The organism is Sphingomonas sp. (assembly GCF_965200135.1).
In the GTDB taxonomy this organism is placed as follows: Bacteria; Pseudomonadota; Alphaproteobacteria; order Sphingomonadales; family Sphingomonadaceae; genus Sphingomonas.
In genome coordinates, this window is the sequence record NZ_CBDATK010000009.1 from 184,819 (window position 1) to 208,404 (window position 23,586).

Below are 23,586 nucleotides of genomic sequence, written 5' to 3' on the forward strand. Positions count from 1 at the left end.
CGAACTTGAAGCCTTCCGCGAACGGCCAGCGCTGGTGACCGGACGGGGTCATACCAGGGTCGAGACATGCGCCACGCCCAGCATCTCCAGCACGTCCTCGGCGGCGCGCGTGCCTCGATAGTGTGCCTCCTCGAACAGCGACAGGCCGCTCAGGTCGGAATGCGCGAAGAACAGCGGCGGGCGAGGTCTGGCCGCTTCCTCGCGCGCGCCGGACCAGAAGAAGCCGGGGACGGGGCGGATCATCGCATGCCCCCAGCGCCAGACGTCGATGCGGCGGATCGCGCCCTGGAGATCGGGATTGGTGACGAGCAGGTCGTCGCGGACGATGCGCTGCCAATGGTCGAGCGGGCGGGCGAGCAGCTCCTTGCGCGCCGCATGCGGGTCCATGTCCGACAGCGGCATATACCAGCTGAGGACGGTCGGCCCGGGGACGCTGTCCAGCGCCTGATGCGTGGCGACGACGTAGCCGAGGCTGCGGCTGGTCCAGCTGACATTGTCCCAGGCGAGGCCGACGCCCGGACCGGCGGGCGGGCGGTCGACGGTGACGTTGGCGACCAGCCACGGGGCGTAGCCGAAGCCCTCGGCCGCGCCTTCGCCCAACAGCCGCGTCGTGACGAAGTGCGGGGTGGCGAGGATCGCGGCGTCGGCGAGCGTGCGGACGGCGGTGCCGTCGGGGACGAGGCTGTCGATCGCGACGCCGTCTTCGTGGCGCGCGACGCGGAGGACGAGCCGGTCGGGGGCGAGGTGCGCGCGCAGGCGAGCGGCCATGCGGCCGGCGAGGTGGGCGTTGCCCTCCGGCCAGGTCAGCACCGCATCGCCCGCGACATTGGCCGCCTCGCCGCGCCGGCCCGCCCAATAGTGGATGCCGGCCCAGGCGGAGGTGTGCTCGGGCTCCGTGCCGTAATCGTCGCGGCAGCCGTAGCGGACATGCGCGTGGAGGACGGGCGAGCGCCACCCCTGCGCGTGGAGCCAGTCGGTGAAGCTCTGCCGGTCGAGCGCGAGGAGGTCGGCGTCGCGGCTGGACCCCGCCATCGGCAGCGCGAACGCGGGGCGGCCGTCGCTGCCGATGCGTTTGCGGAACGTGTCCATGCTGGCGAAAAAGGCGTGGAGGTCGGCCTTGTCGGTATCGGTGAGGCCGAGCGTGGGAACGAGCCCGTCCTGCCAGCGGCCGAGGTGGAGCAGCCGCTCGTCGGGGTCGCCGACGACCTGATAGGGGTCGAACACCGGCTTGCCGTCCTGCCAGTCGGTGACGATGCCGAGCCGTTCGAGGAGGCGGATGACGCCCTTCGCCTCCGGGTTGGGGATCGGCAGATAGTGCGCGCCGAGCGGATAGGCGCTGACGGCGTTGCGGCCGGCGCGGGCGTTGCCGCCGGCGCGGTCTTCCAGTTCGAGCAGAGTGAAGGGGACGCCGGCGTCGGCGAGCGCCCAGCCGGCCGCGAGCCCCGCGACGCCGCCGCCGATGATCGCGACGCGGGTGCGTTCGGTGCGGGTGGGCGCGGGGAAGCCGCCGGTGCGGAGCTTGTGACCACGTTTCGCGTCGGCGCCGCCGAGGGTGCCGGGAATGGTGTCGTCGCGGGTGAGCGCGAATGCGCCGGCGGTGGCGGCCGCCGCAGCGACGGCGCCCGTGGCGAGGACGGTGCGGCGGCGCATCAACCCTCTCCCGCTCGCGGGAGAGGGAAAGCCGCGCAGCGGCGAGAGTGAGGGCTGGGAGCGATGCGGCTGGTTGGTCGCACCCGGCCCTCACCCTGGCGCCTGCGGCGCCTGTCCCTCTCCCGCGAGCGGAAGAGGGTGAGGTCAGCCCTCATACCGGCTCCACTCCGCCTCGAACTGGCGGACGAGGCTCTGGTTGTCGAGGCGGTTCACCGGCGTCGGCACCCTCGCCATGTCGGGGGGGAAGTAGAAGGCGAGGCGGTCCGCGACCGGGGTCAGGAAGTGTAGCCCGGCGGGCAGCGGGCGCGGCGCGGGGAGGGGGCCGTGGCTGGCGAGGACGAAGCCCCATTCGCCGAAGCTGGGGACGTAGACATGGTAGCCGCGCGTGCTGAGCCCCGCCGCCTCCAGCGTCGACGATACCGTCCAATACGCGCGGGGTGCGACCAGCGGCGAGGTGCTCTGGATGCTCGCCACCGCGCCGGGCGCCATCGCGCGGGCCAGCTCGCGATAGAAGGTGACGGTGTAGAGCTTGCCGATCGAGAAGTTGCTCGGGTCCGGAAAGTCGACCAGCACCGCGTCGAACCGGCGGCGGTTGTCGCGCAGCCATCGGAAGGCGTCGGCGTTGACGACGCGCACCTTCGGCGAGCTGAACGAATTGTCGTTGAGGCTCGACAGCAGGCCGGAGCGGGTGAACAGCGCGGTCATGGCCGGGTCCAGATCGACCAGCGTCACCGAGCGGACGCTCGGATATTTGAGGATCTCGCGCACCGCGAGGCCGTCGCCGCCGCCCAGCACCAGCACGTCGTGGAGCGACGCGACGCGGCTGAGCGGGACGTGGACCAGCGCCTCGTGATAGCGATATTCGTCGCGGCTGGAGAATTGCAGGTTGCCGTTGAGGAACAGGCGCAGGTCGTCGGCGCGCTTGGTGACGACGATGCGCTGATAGGGGGTCTGCTGCGCGTAGATGATCGGGTCGCCATAGGCGGCGACCTCGGCGGTGCGCTCGATGCGTTCGGAGACGGCGAAGCCGGCGAGCAGCACGATTGCGACGACGATCGCGGCGGTCAGCTCGGCGCGCAGGCGCTTGCCCGGCAGCATCCGGATCAGCGCGACGGCGACGGCGACGTTGGCGAGGCCGAACAGGAAGCCGGTGCGGATCAGCCCCAGATGCGGCACCAGCAGCAGCGGGAAGAGCAGGCTGGCGGCGAGTGCGCCGATATAGTCGAAGGTCAGCACCTTCGACACGAGGTCGCCGAACTCCAGCCGGTCCTTCAGGATCCGCATCAGCAGCGGGATTTCGAGCCCGACCAGCGCCCCGATGACGAGGACGAGGCCGTAGAGCGGCAGGCGGAAATCCTGCACCCGGTCGAACAGCAGGAACAGCAGCGCCGTCGAGCCGCCGCCGACCGCCGCGATCAGCACCTCGACCCGGACGAACACCGCGACCTCGTTGCTGCGGACGTAGCGCGAGCACCACGAGCCGGCCCCCATCGCGAACAGATAGGTGCCGATGATCGTCGAGAACTGCGTGACGCTGTCGCCGAGCAGATAGGAGGCGAGCGTGCCGGCGAGCAGCTCGTAGATCAGCCCGCAGGTGGCGACGACGAACGCGGACGCGAGCAGCGCCCAGCCGGTGCGGGTGGCGGTGGTGGTCATGGGAACGGTGATCCTCCCCGGGACGGGGAGGTGGCAGCCCAACGGGCTGACGGAGGGGGCTCGCAACGAGCGATCCCCTCGCGGAAACCCCCCTCCACCACGCCGCTGCGCGACGCGGTTCCCCTCCCCGTCCCGGGGAGGATTTGGCTAGCCATGAATTGCCGCGCTGATGATGAGCGCCAGCCCGATCGCGACGCCCGCAGCGAGGATCGCGACCGCCTGGTTGCCGCGGCAGATCTCGCCCCACAGGTCGGCTGGCGTCGCCTTGTCCCACAGCCAGAAGCCGACCACGAAGATGACGATGCCGATGCCCGCATAGACCAGCGTCGCGAGCAGGACGTCGGTTGAGAGCAGGCCGGCGACCGGCACGGCGTTGGCGGTGGTGGCGGCGAGGGTGGTGAGCATATCGGGTCCCCTATTTATGCTGCGGGCCGCCGGTGCGGCCGCCGTAGAAGAAGAAGCCGCCGCGATTGCCCCCCGCGGCGAAGGGGGAATAGCCGTTGCGGGCGCTCATGAAATAGAGCGCGACGACGCCGAGGCAGAACAGCGCGAACAGGAGGCCGGAGCGGCTCATTCGTCGTCATCCCAATCATCGTCGTCGCCCGAGCCGGCGACGGCATTGCGACGTGCCTCGAACGTCTTGTGCCGGGACCAGGCGATCAGCGGCCAGACCAGGATCGCGATCAGCGCCAGCCAGAACGGTCCCGCGAAGCCGCCGCCGCGATCGACGGTGATCGTCACCGGCAGCGTGGCGCTGGTATCCTCGGGCACGACCGAGCCGGTGCCGAAGATGCTGGTATAGCTGCTCGCCTGCGCCTTGGGATCGACCCAGCGATGCGCGCTCGCCTCGACGACCAGGTCATAAGTGCCGCGCGGGATGGCGGCGAGGCCGGTGGTCGGCTCCGCATTGCCCTCGCTCCAGCTGCCGTCGGAGTCGCGGCCGTGATAATATTCGGCGGTGCCATAGGCGTCGTAGCTTTGCTGCGATTGGCGTTCGACCAGCGAATAGTCGAGGTCGACCCACATGTTGTCGAGCCCGCCGGCGCGGCCCTGAATGCGGACCTTTTCGCGCGGCACGTCGACCGGGATGGGGCCGAGCACGATGTTGCGGGTGGTGCCGTCGACCGGGATGGTGATGTCGCGCTGGAGGACGCGGGTCGAAGCGGCGGTGCCCAGCGCGATGACGATGCAGGCGGCGAGCGCCAGCAGCGCGAGGATGCGCGCGTCGCGCCACGCGGCGCGATAGGGCGACGGTTCGTGCGGGGCGGGGGTGCCGCGATAGTCGGCGCGACGTGGCTCGATTCCGAACGCGCGCTCGGCGGCGCCCCAGTCCTGCATCTCCAGCGCGGTCCAGGTGCGTTCGTTGCCGGACTCTTCACACACCAGCATCGTGCCGGGGCGGACGTAATCGGTCTCCATCGCCCGGTCGGCGATGCGGACGCGCCAGTAGAACTCGCCGACCACGAACTGCGTGCGGACGGGATAGGTCTCGCCGAACCGGTCGAAGTTCCGGCCGCCTTCGGTCAGCCCGCCGAAGCGGTCGCCGGGCAGGACGGTGAGGAGCTTGCCGAGGCTGAAGCGACGGCCGTCGTCGACCAGAAAGGCATAGCCCTCATACGGGTTGAACAGGAGGTACTCGCTCCACGCGACCTCGCCGTCGGAGCGTTCCTGATAGCCGACGGCCTCCCACGTCGAACCGCCGAGCGTGCCGCGGGTGCCGAGCGGGATCAGCGGCTTGTGCAACGCCTGGTCGGCGCGGACGATGACGGCGAGGTCGGGGCGAGTCGCGTCGAGCGTCGAGCCGCAATGCTCGCAGACGATCGACACGGTGCTGCCGGCGGCGCGCAACGCGATGGTGCCGCCGCAATTCGGGCAGGAGAGCGAGCGGACGGAGGTTTGCGCCGAGGCGGTAAGGGTGTCGGTCATGCGGAAAGGACCGTAGCGACCGATTCTGCCGTCACCCCGGACTTGAGCCGGGGTTCCGCTGGCTTGGCTTTGCGCGCGAAGAAGAAGCGGGATCCCAGCTCAAGGCCGGAATGACGATGGGAAGGGTTGGTCACGCCGCGAACCTCGGCATCGGCCAGCCGTCGAACTGACGCAGGCCGGTCGCGGCGATGTCGGCCAGCGTCACGTAGCGGCCAGCATAGGCGGACACCTGACCGCCGTCGGTCTGGAGCGAAGCGGTGCGGCCGTCGGGGCGTTGGAGGTCGACGCTGACCGCCTTCGTGCCGATCGGGGTGGGGTAGGGCAGCTCGCCCTCGGAGCCGATGCAGCCGACCTGCTGCACGTCGGAAACGCTGTAGTCGAGGCCGCCGATCGCCGCGACCATGCCGGGTTCGACGGTGCCGCCGGTCGACAGCCGCGCGACCGCCTCGCCCGAGAACATCGACGTTTCCGCTTCGCGAAGCAGCATCAACCGGCCCGATGCCTCGCCGAGCCAGCCGTAGCTGCCGTCGGCGTAGAGCAGACACCACTCGTTCCATGCGCCGTCGGCATAGCCCCAGCGGACGCGGCCGACGATCTCGAAAGCGGTAGTGAGGTCGCGACCGCGCACGCCGACCTGCAACGGGCTGACGTCGCCGGGGACCTCGGCGGCCTTGCCGACATTCTCCAGCACCTCGCCCTTGCGGACGATGGTGGAGCGGCAATAGTCGCAGACCTTCACCGCCAGCTCGGCCGAGCGGAAGCGCAGCGCGGCGCCGCAATTGGGACAGTTGGTATCGAGCATGCCGCTCAGCTCATGCGCTGGAGCCAGGAGGCCTTTTTGGCGTCGAACTCGTCCTGCGTGATCGCGCCCATCTGCAGCAGCTTGTGGAGCTTCTCGATCTGTTCGAACGCATCGTCGGACGAGACCGGCGCCGCTGCCGCCGCCGCGACGGGAGCGGCGGCGGGTGGCGCGCCCCCGGCGAACGCGCCGCCCAGCGTCGACGCCATGTTCTGGCCGATCGCCATGCTGGCGCCGAGGCCCGCCATGCCGCCGCTCGCCGACGCCGCCTCGTCGATCGAATCCGCGGCTTGGAACCGCGCATATTGGTTGAGGTCGCCGACGACGCGCATGGAACTCGCCTTGTCGAGATATTCCTGCACGTTGTCGGGCAGCGACACGCTCTCGACAAAGAAGCTGGTGCACTTCAGCCCCCATTGCGCGAAGGCAGGCGCGACGGCGGCCATCAGCCGCTCCGACATCGCGGCCTGATCGCCGGCGATGTCGAGGAACGCGGTCTCGCCCTTGCCGAGCGCGGCGGCGATGGCGGTGTTGATGACGCTCTTCAGCTGCGGTTCGAGGTCCTGGACGGTCAGGTGCTCGAGCGTGCCGAGCAGCTTCGCGGCGAAGACCGCGATGTCGTCGATGCGAAAGCCGTAGGAGCCGAACGCGCGGATGCGAAGCGGCCCGAACTCCTTGTCGCGCACCGTGATCGGCTGCGGTGTGCCCCATTTCAGCCCGGTGTGCTCGCGCGTGGTGAAGAAATAGACGTCCGCCTTGTAGGGCGAGCGGAAGCCCGTTTCCCAATGCCGCAGCGAGGTGAGCATCGGCAGGTTGGCGGTGTCGAGCGTGTGCAGGCCGGGCTGAAAGGCGTCGGCGACGCGGCCCTCGTCGTAGAACAGCGCGATCTGGCCGTCGCGGACGGTCAGCTGTGCGCCGTTCTGGATCTCGCGATCCTTGATCGGATAGCGCAACGCCAGGTCGCCCGGCTCTTCGGTCCAGTCGATGACGTCGACCAGCTGCTTGGACAGGAAATCGAACAGGCCCATGTGTCGCTCCCCGGAGTGTTCTACGCAGCTATGCCACCCTTCGTCATCCCCGCGCAAGCGGCGACCCATCCCGGATGCGCTGGAGATGGGTCCCCGCCTGCGCGGGGATGACGACTATTGCATCACCTGTGCCGAGAACCGCTCCATCTCTTCCATCTGCGGGCTCATCTGAAGGAGCAGCAGGTCGAGGCCCGCCGCCTCGTATTCGGCGATGCGCTCCTTCAGCTGTTCGGGGGTGCCGACCAGATTGGGGCGCAGGCCGCGGTTGGAGACGCTGTATTCCTGCACCTTCAGCTCGCGTTCCAGCTGCGTGCCCGACAGCCACTGGTCGAAATTGGCGTAGCCGGCGGGGAGCTGGTCGACGGTGGTGATCCGCTCCAGCTCGCGCTTCGCCTCGGCTTCGGAGTCGCGGACGATGGCGTAGGCGGCCATGCCGTAGTGCATCGGCGGCTTGCCGATCGTCTCGCGGCGCGCGGCCATGTCGGCGATCTTGGGGGCGATCGCTGCTGCCGGGTCGCCGTGCATGACATAGGCGTCGCACTGGGCGGCGATCATCGCCTTGGCCCCCTCGCTCTCGCCGCCGGCGTAGACGACCGGGTGGTGTGCAGGCTTGGGCGCGCAGATCGCGTCTTCGGTGCGATAGAAGCGGCCGTCGAACGAGAAGCGCTCCTGCGACCACAGGCCGTCCACGACCTGCAGCCATTCGGACGTGCGGGCATAGCGGTCGTCGTGCTGGTCGAACTGGAGACCGTATTGCCGCGCCTCGTCCGCCCACCAGCTGCTGACGACGTTGAGGGCGAGGCGGCCGTCGGCGATCCGGTCGATGTTGGCGGCCGCCTTCGCGAACAGCGCCGGGTGGTGGAAGTTGGGGCGGACGGCGACCATCAGCTCGATCGACTCGGTCACCGCCGCGAGCGCAGCGGCGGTGGACCAGGCGTCCAGCGCGGGCTGGTCGACGCCCTTGATGTCGTTGAGGTTCAGCTCCGCGATCAGGCTGAGCGAATAGCCCCACCGCTCCGACGCCTGCGCCAGCCGCTTGGTATAGTCCCACGACGCCGCCATGCCTTCGTCGGGTACGTTGCGGAGCCAGCCGCCGAACACGGGCATCCAGTAACCGTATCTCATGCGCGCGCCTCCTCGATCAGCCCGACCAGATAATCCACGAGCCGGTCGTGCGGGTCCCAACCGAGCACATCGATCGGTTTGGCGACGAAGTTCGACAGCGCGTTGATGTCGTAGAAGCGGGCGATGCCGTCGCGGTCGTCGACCATCACCTCCACCCCGCCGACGTCGAGGTCCATCGCGCGGGCGATCGCCTCGGCCGCGTCGACCAGCGCGGGCGAGGGCTGGACGGCACGCATCGAGATGCCGGAGCCCTCGACACAGGCGTCGGCGGGGCAGAGGTCGAACGCGCCGCCGCCTGCGACCTCGATCGCGTAGAGGAAGCGGCGGTCGAGCGTCTCGATGCGGGTGATCGTGCCGTCACGGACGGGGACGTAGTCCTGCACCAGCAGCACGCCGTCGACGCTGGTCGGCAGGTCCCCGGCGTCGATCGCGTATCGTAGCTCGGCCATGTTGTCGAAGCGGCTGATCCCCGCGCCCGAGCCACCGATGTTCGCCTTGACCACCAGCGGAAAGCCGACCGCGTCCGCCGCCGCCGGCACGTCGGCGGCGCGGTGGACGACGCGGGTGGCGGGGATGGCGAGACCGAGCCCGGCGAGCAGCGACAGCTGGCGCGCCTTCGAGGCGTCGATCGCGAGCACGTCGGCGCCGTTGACGACGCGCGCGCCCCGGCGCCAATGGTCGAGCAGCGCGGCGGTGAAGAAGATCGGGTGTTCGTCCGAGCGCAGGAAGCTGGACATCGCGATGCGGTTGAGGACCACGGGCGCGGGCGGGGCGGGGTCGGCGGGGTCCCAGCCGAGATCGGGGGTTAGCCGCACATGGTCGACGCCGCGTCGGTCCAGTGCGGCGAAGAGCGGCGCGAACCATTGCGGGTGTTCGTAGAGGATGGCGAGATCGGGCATCGCACGGTTCCTGCCACGACGGCAGGTCCTCGCCTAGCGGCTTCGGCGGCGCGCGGTGAACGGAGGCGGCCGCGGTTTGACGCGGTGGAGCGTTAGGCGGTAGCAGCTGACACGACGGCGACAAGGACTCGCGCTCCGGGGGTATGGAGCGCGCGGCGGGCTGCGTAACGGGGGTAAGGGCATGGGCAGGCAGCGTCGCCTGGGGATCGCTTCCACGCTGGGGCTCGCCTTGGCGTGGCCGGGGCTGGCGCGCGCGCAGACCGCGACGCCGCAGGGCAACCCGCTGCCACCGCGCGAGACGATCACGCCACCGACGCCGACGCTGGCGCCGCCGGCCACCGCCACCGTCGATTCGCGCGCGGCGCTGGCGCAATCGAGCTGTCCGTTCGAGACGTCGCCGATCCGGCTGTCGCTCAACCGCGTCGTGTTTTCCCGCCCCGACGGCAGCCCCTTGCAGGCGCCGATCGCGCAGACGCTGGGCCGGATCGCGGCGCCGACGGGCGATCAGCCGATCCGCGTGATCTGCGACCTGCGCGATCAGGCGAACACCGCGCTCAGGCGCGACGGCTGGGTCGCATCGGTGCAGATTCCGGCGCAGAGCATCGAGACGGGTGAGCTGAAGCTGCAGGTCGTGACCGCGCGGATCACCGAGGTGCGGGTGCGTGGCACGCCGGGGCCGTATCGACGCGCGCTGGAAGAGCGGCTGACGCAGCTGAAGAGCCTCGATCCGCTGAACGAGCGCGACGCCGAGCGTGCGCTGCTGCTGGCGGGCGACATTCCGGGCCTCGACGTCCAGCTGTCGCTGCGGCCGGCGGGCACGCAGCCCGGCGACGTGATCGGCGACCTGCAGATCAGCTATCACCCGTTCACGCTGGTCGGCAACGCGCAGAACTTCAACAGCCGCGCGCTGGGGCGCGAGACGGTGTATGTGCGCGGCGACGTCTATGGCCTGACCGGCGCGCAGGACGTGCTGTATCTGGGCGCGTCGACCACGACCGACTTCGACGAGCAGAAGATCGTCCAGGCGGGCTACACCGTGGGCATGGGGCTGAGCGGGTTGTCGTTCGGGCCGCGCGTCATCTATGCCTGGTCGCGGCCCGATCTCGGGCAGCTGGACCTCAAGACGGATACGGTGATCGCCGGGTTCGACGCGATCCTGCCGATCCGGCGGACGCTCAACACCAACCTGCGCGCCGGCGTCGGCTTCGATTACGTCGATCAGCGCACCACCGTGTCGACCAGTGGCTCGACCAGCGTGCCGCTCAACCTCGACAAGCTGCGGGTCCTGTTCGGGCGGATCAGCGGCGACACCGCCGGGCGGCGCGCGGATGGGTCGGTCTTCTATTCATTGCGCGGCGGGCTGGAGGTGCGGAAGGGCTTGGGCATCTTCGACGCGACGCCGCGCGGCGGGGTGACGGGGACGGGTGCGATCCCGTCGCGGATCGACGGCGACGCGCGCGCGACGGTGATCCGGCTCGACCTGGACGGCGCGTTGGCGCTGAACCGCATCTTTTCGATCGCAGGCTCGACGCGGGCGCAATATTCCAATCACGCGTTGCTCAACTACGAGGAGTTCAGCCTCGGCAATCTGACGATCGGCCGCGGCTATGACCCCGGCTCGAACAGCGGCGACAAGGCGGTCGGCGTCCGTGGCGAGGTGATCGCGCGGCTGCCGCTGCGGACCAGCCTGGTCGATACGCAGGTGTTCGGGTTCTACGACAGCGTGTGGCTGACCAACCTCGACCGCAATTCGACCGAGACCGACCGGCACCTGCGCTCCTATGGCGGCGGTCTCCGCGCGATCATCGCCAACCAGGTGTCGCTGGAGGCGATCTACGCGCATCCGCAGGACCGCGCGCTGACGATCGACAAGGCGCCGCCGCCCGACCGTTTCCTCGTCTCGCTGACCGCCCGCTTCGACGCCCGGCCCCGCTGACGCCAGTATCTCCGGAGAGTAGCCATGACCCCGACCGCCCCGACCCGGACGCTCCGCCGCACGCTGGCGCTCTCCACCGCGCTGGGCGTCACGCTGGGCGTGTTCGCGACGCCGGCGGCGGCACAGACGGTGCAGAACGTGCTGCCCGGTAACCTGACCCAGGGTGCGACGGTCGAGAACGCGGTGACGATCCCCGGCCAGACGGTGAACGTGACCGTCAACGCGCCGCGCGCGGTCGTCGACTGGTCCAGCTTCAACGTGCTCAACGGCACCACCGCCAATTTCGTCAATGCCTCCACCGCGGGCACCGCGGTGATCCTGAATCGCGTCACCACGCTCGCACCGACCAATACGACGACGCTGGCCGGCACGATCAACGCGGTCAACAACCTGATTGCGGGCAACGGCCTGCCGGCCGGGCAGCAGGGCAACGGCGTCGAGGTGTGGGTCGCCAACCCCAACGGTATCGTCATGGGGGCGACGGGCAACTTCAACACCCAAGGGTTCGTCGCGACTACGCGGTCGTTCGACGCGACCGACGTCGGCAACTTCGTCGCGGGCAATGCGGCGTTGACGCTGACCGCGCCGAGCGGGCTGGGATCGACTCCGAACTCCGGCATCACGGGCGCGGCGGGGCAGATCGTGACCGACGGCCATGTGCTCGCCTTCATCGCGCCGGTGATCCGGCTGTCGGCCGGGACGTTCGACGCCGGCGCGGGCGACGTCGCGTTCGTGACCGCAAGCGACGTGACGATCGGCAATCCCGGCAGTCCGCTGACCATGACGATCAACGCCGGCACCGCGCTGGACGCGGCGAGCGGGACGGCGTTGCAGGTCGGCGGCGCGGTGACGGGCGGCAACGCCTATTTCATCGCCAGCGCACAGACGGGCGTCGACGCGCTGCTCAACGTGACGGCAGGCGTGACCACCGCGAGCAGCGTCAACGGCGTGGTCGTGCTCGCGAAGGCCGCCTCGCTCGGCGTGCCGTTCACGTTCGCGACGGGCGCCGGGAGCGACAATGACGGGTCTCTGGACGTCACGCTGAGCGGGGCGCTGACGGCGAACGGCGGTGGCGGCATCCTCGTCGTCAACGGAACGACCGGCGGCGGTATCGCCAACAGCGGCGCGCTGACCGTCACCGGTGCGAACAACGTCGACCTGATCGCCGACGGTGCGCTGTCGATCAGCGACAACGTCACCGTGGGCGGTGCCTACAACGCCGTCGGGAGCAGCGTCGTGCTTGGCCGCGCCGCCGCTACCGTTCTGCAACAGGCAGGCGTCAGCAACATCGAGGCCAAAGGCGGCACGATTTCCTCGGTCGGTGATCTTAGGCTCTCCACCACCAGCACCGATATCGCGCTGGGTGGGACCGGCACGACGGGCATCGACCTGACCGGGAGCAGCATCCAGGTCGGCACGACCGGGACCGGCGGTCTCGCCATCACCACCAATACGAACGCGGCGTCGGTCGTGCTGGGCGACGTCACCGCCGGGACGCTGGGTCTGTCCTCGGCGCGCACCGGCGTCGTCACGACGGGCGACCTGGTGCTCAACAACGTCAATCCGGAGACGATCCGGACCACCGGCGTGCTAACCACCGGCGCGGTCGCGTCGACCGACGAGCTGACGCTGCGTGGCGATGCCGGCGTGGTGGTCGGCGGCGCGCTGACCAAGGTCGGCGCGGGAAGCGGCATCGTCAGCGTCATCAGCAATGCGGCCACGGTGTCGCTGCAAGGTAGCAACCTGGCCGGCGCGCTGACGGTCGACGCCGCCGGCGACGCCAGTTTCACCGACCTGGCGGGCGCGGGGAGCAAGTCGATCGTCGCCGGCGGCGGCATCGCCGGGACGAGCATCGCGGGCGCGGGCGCGGTGACGTTGCGCGCCGGGCTCGCCAGCCCGATCACGATCACCGGCACGTTGGGTGCGAGCGGCGCGCGGATCGGCGTGCTGACGATCAACGGCAGCAATGGTGCCACGATCGGCACGACGGGTGCGACCGGCACGACGGCGTTCCTGACCAGCGCCAGCATCGGCCAGGCGCCGGGCGTCGCGACGGCGGGGCTGACCGTCAACGGCGGCACCGATCATAGCGGCACCTTCACGTCGACGACGACCGGCGCGACGACGATGGGCGACGTCGCGAGCGGGGCCGCGTTCCAGGCCACTGCCGGCCTGGCGGGCGCGAGCTTCGGCGCGTTGTCGGGGGCGGGCAGCAAGACGGTGACGACGACCGGTTCGATCGGCGCGACCAGCATTCGGGGTGCGGGTGCGGTGGTGCTGACCGGCGGCAGCGGCGCGGTCGAGGGCGTGACGGTCGGCGGGGGCATCGGCGCGAGCGGCGCGCCGGTCGCGAGCCTTACCGTGAACGGGGGCAACGCCTCGCTCGGCAATGTCGTCGCGACGGGCGCGGCGCTGCTCGGGCAGGGCGCGGGGCTGAACTCGCTGACGACCGGCAGCGTCGACGTCGGTCGTCTGACGTCCGATACGACGACGCTGCTGATCGCACCGGGCACGAACTTCACGGGCGCGGTGCGGGCACGGACGGGCGCGATCGACGTCGGCAGCGCCAACGGCATCACCTTCGCCGGCACGCTGGACGGCCCGGCGGCGCTGGTGGTGCAGGCGGGCGTGGCGAACAGCGTCACCTTCGGCGGCTCGGTAGGGGCGTTGCAGCCGTTCACGACGCTGACGAGTGTCGGCGTGGCGACGGTGCGGCTGAACGCTGCGTCGGTGACGACGACCGGCGCGCAGAATTACGGCGGGTCGCTGGTGCTGGGTGCCGACGCGACGCTGACCGGCACGGGCGCGACGTTCACCGGCGGCGTGCAGGGCAATAACGGCACGCGCGACCACGACCTCGCGCTGAACTTCACGGGCGCGCAGACGATCGCCGGCGCGGGCGTCCTCGGCGTCCGCAACCTCGCGACCGATACGGTGACCGCAGCCGGGACGACGAGCCTGTCGGGCGCGATCACGACCTCGGGCACGCAGACCTATAACGACGCGGTCCTGCTGACCGGCGTCGGCGACGTCGCGCTGGTGGGCGGGGGCAACGTCACCTTCAACAACACGCTCGGCGGGCCGCGCGGGCTGTTGGTGACGACGCCGGGCACGCTGGCCTTCGGCGGGGTCGTCGGCGGCGGCGGCAATCCGCTGGACGCGATCGGTGCGGGCACCGTCGGCGCGGTGGTCATCAAGGCGAACGTCACCACCACGGGCGCGCAGACCTATGCGCCGGTGACGCTCAACGGCGGCGGCGACGTGACGCTGACCGCCGGCGGCAGCGTCGTGATCGGGGGGCTGAGCGGCCCGCGCGGGCTGACGGTGAACAGTCCGGGGATCACCGCGATCACCGGCAACAACGGCGCGGCGCTCGCCTTCGTCACCACCGACGCGGCGGGCACGACGACGTTGTCTGGAACGATCAACAGCGTCGGCGAGCAGACCTATGCCGGCGCGACGGCGCTGACCGGCAACACGGTGCTGAGCGGCACGCGCGCGGTGTTCGGCGCAGGGCTGACCGGCGGCGGGTTCGACCTGACGCTGAACAGTTCGGGCGCGCAGCAGCTGGGCGGCGGCGTGTCGGGCATCCGCAATTTGCTGAGCGACGCGGCGGGCACGCTCGCGATCACCGGCGACATCACGACGACGGGCACGCAGACCTATAACGACGCGACGACGCTGACCGTCAGCGCGACGCTGAATGCGGGCACGAACGCGATCACCTTCGGCGGGACGCTCGGCAGTCTGGACGAGGGGCAGGCGCTGACGACGACCTCGCCGACCGTGTTCAACGGCGACGTCGGCGGCGCGGCGGGCGGTGGCGTCCGGCTGCTGTCGCTGACGACCGGCGGTGCCACGACGGTCGGTGGCGCGGGCGCGCGCACGATCCGGACGGTGGGGGCGCAGAGCTATGGCGGGCTGCTGACGCTCAACACCGGCGGCGTGCTGATCGGCAGCGGCGCGACGTTCACGGCCGGCGTCACCGGCACGGCGGCGCACAACGATCTGACGCTGACGTTCACCGGGGCGACGACGCTGGGGCCGGAGCCGTTCGCCAATATCGGCGATTTCGCGGTGACGGGCACCGGGCCGCTGACGCTCAACGGCAACCTGACGACCTTCGACAGCCAGACCTATGTGCCGACGCTGACGCTGGGCGCCAACGCCGTGCTGACCAGCCAGAATGCGGGCGCGATCACCTTCGCGACGATCGCGGGCGGCGGCCGGGCGCTGACGGTGAACACCGCCGGGGTGACCAGCTTCACCGCGGGCGCGGGCGGGCTGGCCTCGCTCGCGACCGACGGGCCGGGGTCGACCAGCGTCGCGGGCACGATCGCCACCTCCGGCGCGCAGACGTTCGGCGACGCGCTCGTGATCGCGGCGGACACCGATTTCACGAGCAGCGGCGGCGGCGCGATCGGGTTCGGCGGGACCATCACCGGTGCCCATGCGCTGAGCACCACGACGGCGGGGCGGACGACCTTCGGCGGCGCGGTCGGCGCGACATTGCCCGACGGCACGGCCGATGCGGCGGTGTCGCCGACCAGCGTGACCTCGGCGGGCGTCGGACTGGTGCGCGTCGATGGCGGCAGCATCGCCACCAGCGGCGCGCAGGCCTATGTCGGGCTGCTGCAGCTCGGCGCGAACACCGTGCTGACGGGGGTCGCGGGCAGCTTCACCGGCGGCATCGACGGCAACGGCTTCGACCTGACCCTCAACTTCTCCGGCGCCACGACGATCGACGGCGGGTCGTTCGGCGGGGTCAACAATTTCGCGTCGGGCGGCGGCGGGGTGACCAATCTGGCGGGCGCGATCACGACGATCGGCGGTCAAACCTATGGTGACGCCGTGACGCTGATCGGCGCGACGACGCTGGCGAGCAGCGGTGGCGGCGCGATCCGGTTCGCGGATACGCTCGACGGTGCGCAGGCATTGCGGATCACGACCGCCGGGCAGACGCGCTTCGACGCGGCGATCGGCGGGATCACGCCGCTCGCTTCGCTGCTGATCGACGGCAGCGGTGGCATCCTGCTCAACGGCGGCAGCATCCGGACCGACGGCGCTCAGACCTATACGGGCGCGACGACGCTGGGCGTGGATACGCTGCTGGCGACGGACGGGGGCGACATCGGCTTCGCCGGGACGGTCGACGGCGCGCAGCTGCTGTCGGTGCGGACCAGCCTGGCCGGGGCGCCGGTCGCGGGGACGGTGAGCTTCGGCGGCGCGGTCGGTGGCGGCACGGCGCTGATCGGGCTGGCGATCCGCGCGAATGCGGCGACGGCGGTCGGCGGTAACCGGGTCGGCACGCTGGCGGCGCAGGTCAACGGCGGCGGGCTGACCTTCGCCGACGCGGCGGCGCTGACGATCGGCACGGTCGACGGGTTGTCGGGCATCGCCACCGGCGCGGGCGTGGCGACGATCGGGGCGGGCGGGCTGCTGACGCTGGCGAGCGACGTCACCGCCGGTGGTGCGGCGCTGAGCGGCGTCGGCGTAACGCAGAACGCGGGCACCAGCATCGTCGCGGGCGCGGGCACGATCCTGATCGACGGCAACGACGGCGCCCTTGCGCTGGCGGGAACGCTGACCACGACCAACGGCGGCGCGGGCGCGGTACGGCTGATCGACGCGAGTACGGCGCAGCTGGGGATCATCACGACCGGCGCGGGCGGGACGTTGACGCTGGGCGAGGCGGGCGGCGACGCACTGTCCGGCGCGGTGACGCAGGCGGTAGGGACCACGATCGCGGCGGGCACGCTGGCGGGGAACGTCGGCGGCACCGCGACGCTGACCGAGGCCAACGGCATCGCGACGCTGGGCGCGTTCAGCGCTGCCGGGCTGGCGCTGCGGACGACGGGCGCGCTGACCGTGACGGGGCCGGTCACCACCGGCACCGGGCCGCTGTCGCTCCAGCTCGACGCCGGGGCGTTGACACTGAACGGCAACCTCACGGGCGGTGCGGTGACGTTCGTCGTGGCGGGCGGCATCACGCAGGATGCGGCGGGCAGCGTCATCACGGCGACGTCGCTGAGCGGCTCGGCGGGCGGAGACGTGTCGTTGCCGGGCGCCAATCGCATCGGCAGCATCGGCGCGTTCTCGAGCACCGGCGGCTTCGCGTTCAACAACGCGCAAACACTGACGATCACCAGCGACCTGACGGTGAGCGGCGCGTTGCAGATCGGGGCGACCGACCTCGACTTCACCGGGCGGACGCTGACCGCCGGCGGTGCGGCGACGCTGAGCGCCAGTGGGGCGCTGACGGGGGGCACCGTCGTGGCGGGCGGCAACGTCACCGGCACCGGCACGACCATCGCGCTGGACAGCGCGACGGCGGGGACGACGCCGACCGGCGCCTTGACGCTGACCGCCACGGGCACGCTGTCGCTCGGCAGCGGAACGGCGGGACGGACGATCGCGCTGACCAGCACCAACGGGCCGCTGACCGCGACGACGCTGACGGCGGGCACCGCCGGCAATACGGCCGCCGTCACTTCGATCGGCGCGGTGTCGGGCGGAACGACCGGCGTCGGCACCGCGACGAGCAACAACGGGTCGGTGACGGTGAACGGCGCCAGCGCCAGCCTGACCACCGGGGTCGCGACCAACGGCGCGCTGAACATGACCGCGAGCGGCGGCGTGCTGACGCTCGGCATGGGCGACGCCGGCGCGACGGCGACGCTGAACGCGACCGGACCGCTGTCGGTGACGGGTGGGCTGACCAGTGGCGGCGACGGATCGTTGACGGCGACCGGGACGGCGATGGTCAACGCCGTGGAGAGCACCGGCGGCGCGCTGTTGGTGCGCGGGAGCAGCGTAACGCTGGGTAGCGATCCGACGCTGATGGCGGCGCGAAGCGCGTCCGCGCTGACGGTCGAGGCGACCGCGGGTGACGTGACGCTGACCAACGCGGTCGCCGGCAGCAACGCGAGCCTGACGGCGACGGGCGCGATCACCGGCACCAGCCTGCTCGCAACGGGTACGGCGACGGTGACCGGCGGCGGCGCGGTCGGCTTGGGGACGCTGGCGGGCACCGGTGTCACCGCACAGGGCGGTTCGGTCGCGATCACCACGGCTACCGCGACCGGGGCGCTGATCCTCAAGGCGACGGGCGGCGACCTGTCGCTCGGCACCGGCGAGGCGGGCACGACCGTCGACCTGACCGCTACGGGCGCGCTGACGGTCGGCATCTCGCTGACCGGCGGCAACACGGGCGCGGGCGGTAACGTCACCACGACCTCCGGCGGTGCGACGACGATCACGGCGGTGCAAAGCCGCACGGGCGCGGTGAGTGCGACGGGCGGCAGCGTCGCGGTCGGCACGGCGCTGGCGAACACGACGCTGTTGCTGCGCGGCACGGCGGGGGCGGTGTCGCTCGGCACCGGCACCGCCGGGGGGGCGGCGACGCTGGACGCGCAGGGACCGCTGACCGTCTCGACCGGCGTCACCGCGGCCACCGCAACGCTGACCGCCACGGGCGTCGCGACGGTCCAGTCGGTCACGACAACGGCGGGCACGATCTCCGTCCGGGCCGGGTCGGCCACCGTCGTCAATGCCGATGCGCGAACGACGCTCGACGTGACGGCGACCGCCGGCGATGCGACGCTGACGACCGGCAGGTCGGGCGGCGACACCGTCGTCCAGGCGACGCGCGCGGTTACGCTCGGCACGATCACCAGCGGCGGCGCGCTCACGGCGACGGCAAGCGGCGGCGCGCTGTCGTTGGGGTCGGGGACGGCGACGAGCACGGCGACGCTCGGTGCCGCGGGGCCACTGACCATCGCGACGGCGCTGACCAGCGGCGGCAAGGCCATGACGACGGCAACGGGGGCGACCACGATCGGCGCGATCCGGTCGACCGGCGGCGCGGTGAGCGTCACGGGCGGCAGCGCCGACGTGACGAGCGCGCAGGCTGCGACGACGCTGGATCTGATCGCGACGACGGGCAACCTGACGCTCGGCACCGGCACGGCGGGCGGTGCGGCGACGTTGACCTCGGCGGGAACGCTCGGCACCACCGCACTGACCGCGACCGGCGCCGCGACGCTGACCGCGACCGGCGCGGCGACGCTGGGGCAGACGACCGCCGGCGGCGCGGTGGCGGTGACCGGCGCCACGATCGGCGCGGGCCAGACCAACGCCGCCACGACGCTGACGATGACCAGCGCCGGCAACCTGACGCTGGCGGGCGGACAGGCGGGCGGCAACGCCAGCTTCGACGCGAACGGCACGGTGGCACTGGGGCAGGTGATCGCGGGCACGGCCTCGACCATCACGATCAAGGCGCTCGACGCCGCGATCACGGGGACGCAGCGGGCGGCCACCGTCGCCTTCGTCAATCGCGCGCCGGCGACGACCGCCTTCAAGCTGGGCGACGCGACCAGCGCGGGCGGGTTCGCGCTGAGCCAGAGCGAGGTGAACAACGTCGAGGCCGGACAGCTGACCGTCGACGGAGGTGCCGGCAACATCGAGGTCGGCGCGCTGGCGTTCGATGCCGACGCGGGTCGGACGCGGGTCGACCTGCTCTCGACGGGGCGGATCGACGTGATCGGCGCGATGGCGGGCGGTGGCGCCGGGCGCACCTTCCGCCTGGGCGGCACCGCGACGAGTACGACCGACAAGGCGGGGGTGATCCGCGTCGTCGCGACCGCGAGCGCGGGCGGGCGACTGTTGTTCGACACCGCCGACCTCGACCTGCGCGGCACCCGGATCGGGATCGGGCAGGCGGCGGGGTTCCTCGATCCGATCGGCCTGAGCCCCGGCGGCACGCCGCAGTCGGCGGGTGCCGTCGCCGCCGCCTATGTCGGCAACCCGAACTCGTCGCTGTACAACTCCACCTTCGGCGGCGCGCTTTATACGGGGTCGCCGGTGCTGGTGTCGGCGCGCAGCCTGACGGTGCGCTACGGCGACTATGCGCTGATCCAGAATACGGGCGTGCCGGGGCAGAATACGGGCGCGACGCTCGGCTCGGTCACGACGCCCGTGACGCCGGCGCTGATCCTGCAAGGGCCGGCACCGAGCGCCAACGCATTCGCGATCTTCGGCTCGATCAACGGCATCACCGGCACGGGCGCGGCGGTGCTCGGCTCGTCGGTCATCCAGGTCAGCGGCGCCGACATCGCCAACACGCGCGTCAACGGCTGCCTCGCCGGGTCGGGGGCGGGCTGTCTGACGGCGGTGGTCAGCCAGCCGCTGCTCAACGTGTTCGACTCCAGTCGCCTCAACGTCTTCCGCGCGGCGGACGATCTGGCGCTGCCGTTCGACCCGGTGGTGGGCACCAACAACGAGGCGCTGTTCTCCGGCTTCGGGCTGATCGAGTCGCCGGTGACGGGCACCGAATGCTCGGACGATCAGAGCAATCCGAATTGCGCGCAGAACCGGGAGCAAGGCAAGTGACACGAGCCAATTCGCGCATCGCGGCGCTGACGTCCGCGGCCGCGCTGGCGATCGCGACGGCCGGGTGCGCCGGACCGCAGGCGCTTCGGTCGCAGCCCGACAGCTTCAGCCTCGGCCGCAATGCCGCGGGCGAGCCGTGCACCGCGACGCGCAACTGGCGCGATCCGGCGGTGCTCGACTCGTTCGACCAGTCCTGGTCGATCGGTTGCCGCAACGTCGCCGCCAGCCGGTCGCTCGGCACCGTCCGCCTGCTCCACGAAGGCGAGGAACACGACGCGGTCGACAAGGCGCTGACCTGCGGCGAGGCCCGCACCGTTCAGCTTACCCGCATCGGGGAAGTCGCGGCGCGGCGTTGCTACGACAGTTCGCTGGCGACCCCGACGGTCGCCTTCGTGTCGAATCGCGGCGGCAGGCTGGTGATGGTGTCGGCCGCGGAGAACGTCCTCGGCCCGACGGAGGAGGCGGTGCGCCTGATCGCAGGCGGCGAGCGCGCGTCGCCGGACGCGACGCGGACGGTCGCGGCCCAGTTGAAGGTCGGCGACCTCGCCGCCGCGCCGGCGGGTACGTCGACCGCCGACCAGGCGCCGTTCGATCCCGCCGTGGCGCTGAGTGACGGGATCAACCTCAACCATCGCGGCCTGTATGTGCAGGCGTCGCGCGTGCTCAACGACGCGCTGAGCCGCCTGCCGGTCAACGTCACGCCCACCACCCGCGCCGAACTGCTGCTCGAAGCCGGGCTGGCCGATTCGAACATCCGCTTCAGCGATTCGGCGACTGAGCATTTCAACGAAGCGGATACGCTGCTCGCCGCCGCCGAGGGCGCGCCGCGCATCGCCTTTCTCGCCCGCAAGCGCGACGCCTATCGCGCGCTGGACCTGCTCAACCAGCGCAAGTTCCGCGAGGCGCTGGTCGCGCTCGACCGGCTGGTGTCGGTGCCGGGGCCGACCGATCAGCCGCTGGCCGACCCGGCGACGGTGCGGCTGCTCAACCAGACGGGGCGCACCAATGTCGGCGTGAGCAGCTCGATCGCGGTGCCGGAGACCGCCGCCTTGCAGCAGCTGGTGCTCGACGCGCAGGCCAGCTGGGCGCGATCGGTTGCGATGTATGCGCTGGGCGACGCGGCCGGATCGCAGGTCGCGCTGGACCGCGCGATGGTGGCGTATCGCCCGCTCATCAACGAGCGGATCGATCCGACGCTGATCCTGTGGCTCGGCGCGCATCTCAATCGCCAGCAGGGACGGTTGCAGGCACGTCAGCGGCAATATCCGGCGGCGATCGCCAGCTTCGACCGCGCGTTGACCGAGCTGCGCCGGGGCGCGCTCAACACCGCCGGGACGGGCACCGAGCCGACGATCGCCGAGACCGCGCTTGAGCGGGCCGGGATCATCCAGGATGCCGGCAGCGACCCGGCCCTGATCCGGCGCGAATACGACCAGGCGATCGACCTGCTGATCCAGGCGAACGAGACCGGCGGCGCGATGTCGCTGCCCAACGGCGTCGCGCGTTATCTGGACCTGCTGATCGCGGATGCGGACGCGACCGGCTCGACGGCCGCGTATGAACAGTTCTTTCGGGCGGTGCAGGCGGTGGGCGAACCGGCGGTGGCGCGGCAGCTGAACCAGCTGCAAGCGGTGGTGACCGCCGATCCCGCGATCGGCGTCAAGGTTCGCGATCGCGCCGAGCTGGAGCGTGAGATCACGCGGCTGCGCTATGACATCGCGTCGGGCGCGCAGGCGGGCGCTGCTACAACGGCGTTGGAACAGCAGCGGCAGACGGCGGAATCGAAACTGCTGCAGATCGACTCGGATCTCGGCAGCTCCGCCCGCTATCGCGCCATCGACGACCGGCCGGCCACGATCGCGGAGCTGCGCCAGGTGCTGCGGCCGGGCGAAGGCTATTTCAAGATCGTCGAACTCGGCGGCCGTGCCTATGGGATGTTCGTCAACGCGGATCGCAGCTGGATCTATCCGGTCGCGGCACCAAAGGCGGCGCTGGATGGGCTGGCGGCGCAGATCCGTGGCTCGATCGACGGCAAGCTGCCGGTATCGCTGGTGCCGTTCAAGGTAGCGGAGGCGTACACGCTGTTCGCGTTGCTGGGCGGGCCGGCGACCGACGCGATGCTGAAGTCGACCGCGCTGGTGATCGATCCGGCGGGGCCGTTGCAGAACCTGCCCGCCGGCGTGCTGGTCACCGACCGTGCCAGCGTCGCCGCCTATGCCGCGACCGCCAAGGCGGCACCGTTCGATTTTACCGGCGTTCATTTCCTCGCGGCGCGGGCGACCGTCTCGACGGCATTGTCGCCGCGGTCGTTCCTGGTCGCGCGCTCCTTGCCGCCGTCGACCGCGAAGCAGGCGTTTCTGGGGCTCGGTGAGCATGCGCCCGCGCCGCCGGTCGCGGGCGAGGAGGGCGCGCGGCCGGTGTCGGTCGGGTTCGGCTGCACCGTCAGCTATTCGACGCTCGCCGACCTGTCGCGCCAGCTTCAGCCGATCAATCGCAAGGAATTGGCGCTGGCGTCCGCCGCGCTCGGCGTGCCGAACGCGCCGGAAGTGACGGGACAGGCGTTCAGCGACACCGCCGTCGAGGCGCGCACCGATCTTGCCGACTTCGAGGTGATCCACTTCGCCACCCACGGGCTGGAGGAGGGGGTGTGGGGCTGCAACAAGTCGCCGCCGGCGCTGGTCACGTCGATGGGCGATGCCAATTCGGACGGACTGCTGAGTTTCGACGAGATCGCCCGGCTGCGGCTCGATGCCAATCTGGTGGTGCTGTCGGCATGCGACACCGCGTCGGGGGTCAAGGACGAGGCACTGGCACGGCGCTCCGGTCAGGAAGAGGCGGGATCGACGCTTGAAGGTCTGGTGCGCGCGTTCCTCACCGCCAACAGCCGCGCGGTGCTGGCGACCTTCTGGCCGGTGTCGGCGGGCGGCGAGACCGATCAGTTTATTCAGCGCTTCTATTCGGTCGCGCGGCAGCGCTCGATCGGCGGCTCGCTCCAGACCGCACAGGAGGCGTTGATGCGGAACCCGGAATATTCGCACCCGTTCTATTGGGGGCCGTATTTCGTGGTCGGCGACTCCACCAAGATGATGCTGTCGGGCACGCGCGCGGCGAACGCCTCGCCGGGCGGCGGGCGAGCTGCGGCCCGATGAGGGGCCGGTCGTGAATTGGTCGAGT

Annotated in this window: 12 protein-coding genes; 3 read left to right on the top strand and 9 right to left on the bottom strand. The window is 71.1% G+C overall.

All coding sequences use genetic code 11. The annotated features are described in order from the left end of the window. Positions 1–48: 48 nt before the first annotated feature. The 9 genes from ACOFKS_RS12455 to ACOFKS_RS12495 all read right to left on the bottom strand — a co-directional run bounded on the left by ACOFKS_RS12455 (position 49) and on the right by ACOFKS_RS12495 (position 9,083). Positions 49–1,650, bottom strand: a complete 1,602-nt coding sequence (locus tag ACOFKS_RS12455) for an FAD-dependent oxidoreductase (protein ID WP_419809567.1) — start codon at positions 1,648–1,650, stop codon at positions 49–51. Between the two features lie 144 nt (positions 1,651–1,794). Beyond that, the gene (locus ACOFKS_RS12460; protein WP_419809568.1) at positions 1,795–3,306 is read right to left on the bottom strand and encodes a polyamine aminopropyltransferase; all 1,512 of its coding nucleotides are present in this window, start codon (positions 3,304–3,306) and stop codon (positions 1,795–1,797) included. 147 nt (positions 3,307–3,453) lie between these two features. Next, positions 3,454–3,711, bottom strand: a complete 258-nt coding sequence (locus ACOFKS_RS12465) for a DUF350 domain-containing protein (protein ID WP_419809569.1) — start codon at positions 3,709–3,711, stop codon at positions 3,454–3,456. Positions 3,712–3,721: 10 nt separating this feature from the next. Further along, the gene (locus ACOFKS_RS12470) at positions 3,722–3,880 is read right to left on the bottom strand and encodes a hypothetical protein (RefSeq protein ID WP_419809570.1); all 159 of its coding nucleotides are present in this window, start codon (positions 3,878–3,880) and stop codon (positions 3,722–3,724) included. Further along, on the bottom strand, positions 3,877–5,232 hold the full coding sequence (locus tag ACOFKS_RS12475) for a DUF4178 domain-containing protein (protein ID WP_419809571.1): 1,356 nt from the start codon (positions 5,230–5,232) through the stop codon (positions 3,877–3,879). Before ACOFKS_RS12475 ends, ACOFKS_RS12470 begins: the two co-directional genes overlap by 4 nt. Positions 5,233–5,362: 130 nt before the next feature. Further along, positions 5,363–6,034: a DUF4178 domain-containing protein gene (locus ACOFKS_RS12480; RefSeq protein ID WP_419809572.1), complete on the bottom strand. Its 672-nt coding sequence runs from the start codon at positions 6,032–6,034 to the stop codon at positions 5,363–5,365. 5 nt (positions 6,035–6,039) lie between these two features. Beyond that, complete coding sequence (locus tag ACOFKS_RS12485; protein WP_419809573.1) at positions 6,040–7,059, bottom strand: SPFH domain-containing protein; 1,020 nt, start codon at positions 7,057–7,059, stop codon at positions 6,040–6,042. Positions 7,060–7,173: 114 nt separating this feature from the next. Further along, the gene (locus ACOFKS_RS12490; RefSeq protein WP_419809574.1) at positions 7,174–8,184 is read right to left on the bottom strand and encodes an LLM class flavin-dependent oxidoreductase; all 1,011 of its coding nucleotides are present in this window, start codon (positions 8,182–8,184) and stop codon (positions 7,174–7,176) included. Beyond that, positions 8,181–9,083: an ATP-grasp domain-containing protein gene (locus ACOFKS_RS12495; RefSeq protein WP_419809575.1), complete on the bottom strand. Its 903-nt coding sequence runs from the start codon at positions 9,081–9,083 to the stop codon at positions 8,181–8,183. Before ACOFKS_RS12495 ends, ACOFKS_RS12490 begins: the two co-directional genes overlap by 4 nt. A gap of 181 nt (positions 9,084–9,264) precedes the next feature. Here ACOFKS_RS12495 and ACOFKS_RS12500 point away from each other — a divergent pair, with 181 nt between their 5' ends. The 3 genes from ACOFKS_RS12500 to ACOFKS_RS12510 are packed head-to-tail and all read left to right on the top strand — an operon-like array spanning position 9,265 to position 23,561. Beyond that, a complete protein-coding gene (locus ACOFKS_RS12500) occupies positions 9,265–11,019 on the top strand; it encodes a ShlB/FhaC/HecB family hemolysin secretion/activation protein (RefSeq protein ID WP_419809576.1) in 1,755 nt (584 codons plus the stop codon). 24 nt (positions 11,020–11,043) lie between these two features. Beyond that, complete coding sequence (locus ACOFKS_RS12505) at positions 11,044–20,412, top strand: filamentous hemagglutinin N-terminal domain-containing protein (protein ID WP_419809577.1); 9,369 nt, start codon at positions 11,044–11,046, stop codon at positions 20,410–20,412. Then, entirely contained in the window at positions 20,409–23,561 is a 3,153-nt protein-coding gene (locus ACOFKS_RS12510; protein ID WP_419809578.1) for a CHAT domain-containing protein, read from the top strand. Before ACOFKS_RS12505 ends, ACOFKS_RS12510 begins: the two co-directional genes overlap by 4 nt. The last annotated feature ends 25 nt before the right edge of the window (positions 23,562–23,586 follow it).

Coding starts and splice junctions, on each gene's coding strand:
- ACOFKS_RS12455 (WP_419809567.1), bottom strand. CDS start 1,650: ATGCGCCGCCGCACCGTCCTCGCCACGGGCGCCGTCGCTGCGGCGGCC.
- ACOFKS_RS12460 (WP_419809568.1), bottom strand. CDS start 3,306: ATGACCACCACCGCCACCCGCACCGGCTGGGCGCTGCTCGCGTCCGCG.
- ACOFKS_RS12465 (WP_419809569.1), bottom strand. CDS start 3,711: ATGCTCACCACCCTCGCCGCCACCACCGCCAACGCCGTGCCGGTCGCC.
- ACOFKS_RS12470 (WP_419809570.1), bottom strand. CDS start 3,880: ATGAGCCGCTCCGGCCTCCTGTTCGCGCTGTTCTGCCTCGGCGTCGTC.
- ACOFKS_RS12475 (WP_419809571.1), bottom strand. CDS start 5,232: ATGACCGACACCCTTACCGCCTCGGCGCAAACCTCCGTCCGCTCGCTC.
- ACOFKS_RS12480 (WP_419809572.1), bottom strand. CDS start 6,034: ATGCTCGATACCAACTGTCCCAATTGCGGCGCCGCGCTGCGCTTCCGC.
- ACOFKS_RS12485 (WP_419809573.1), bottom strand. CDS start 7,059: ATGGGCCTGTTCGATTTCCTGTCCAAGCAGCTGGTCGACGTCATCGAC.
- ACOFKS_RS12490 (WP_419809574.1), bottom strand. CDS start 8,184: ATGAGATACGGTTACTGGATGCCCGTGTTCGGCGGCTGGCTCCGCAAC.
- ACOFKS_RS12495 (WP_419809575.1), bottom strand. CDS start 9,083: ATGCCCGATCTCGCCATCCTCTACGAACACCCGCAATGGTTCGCGCCG.
- ACOFKS_RS12500 (WP_419809576.1), top strand. CDS start 9,265: ATGGGCAGGCAGCGTCGCCTGGGGATCGCTTCCACGCTGGGGCTCGCC.
- ACOFKS_RS12505 (WP_419809577.1), top strand. CDS start 11,044: ATGACCCCGACCGCCCCGACCCGGACGCTCCGCCGCACGCTGGCGCTC.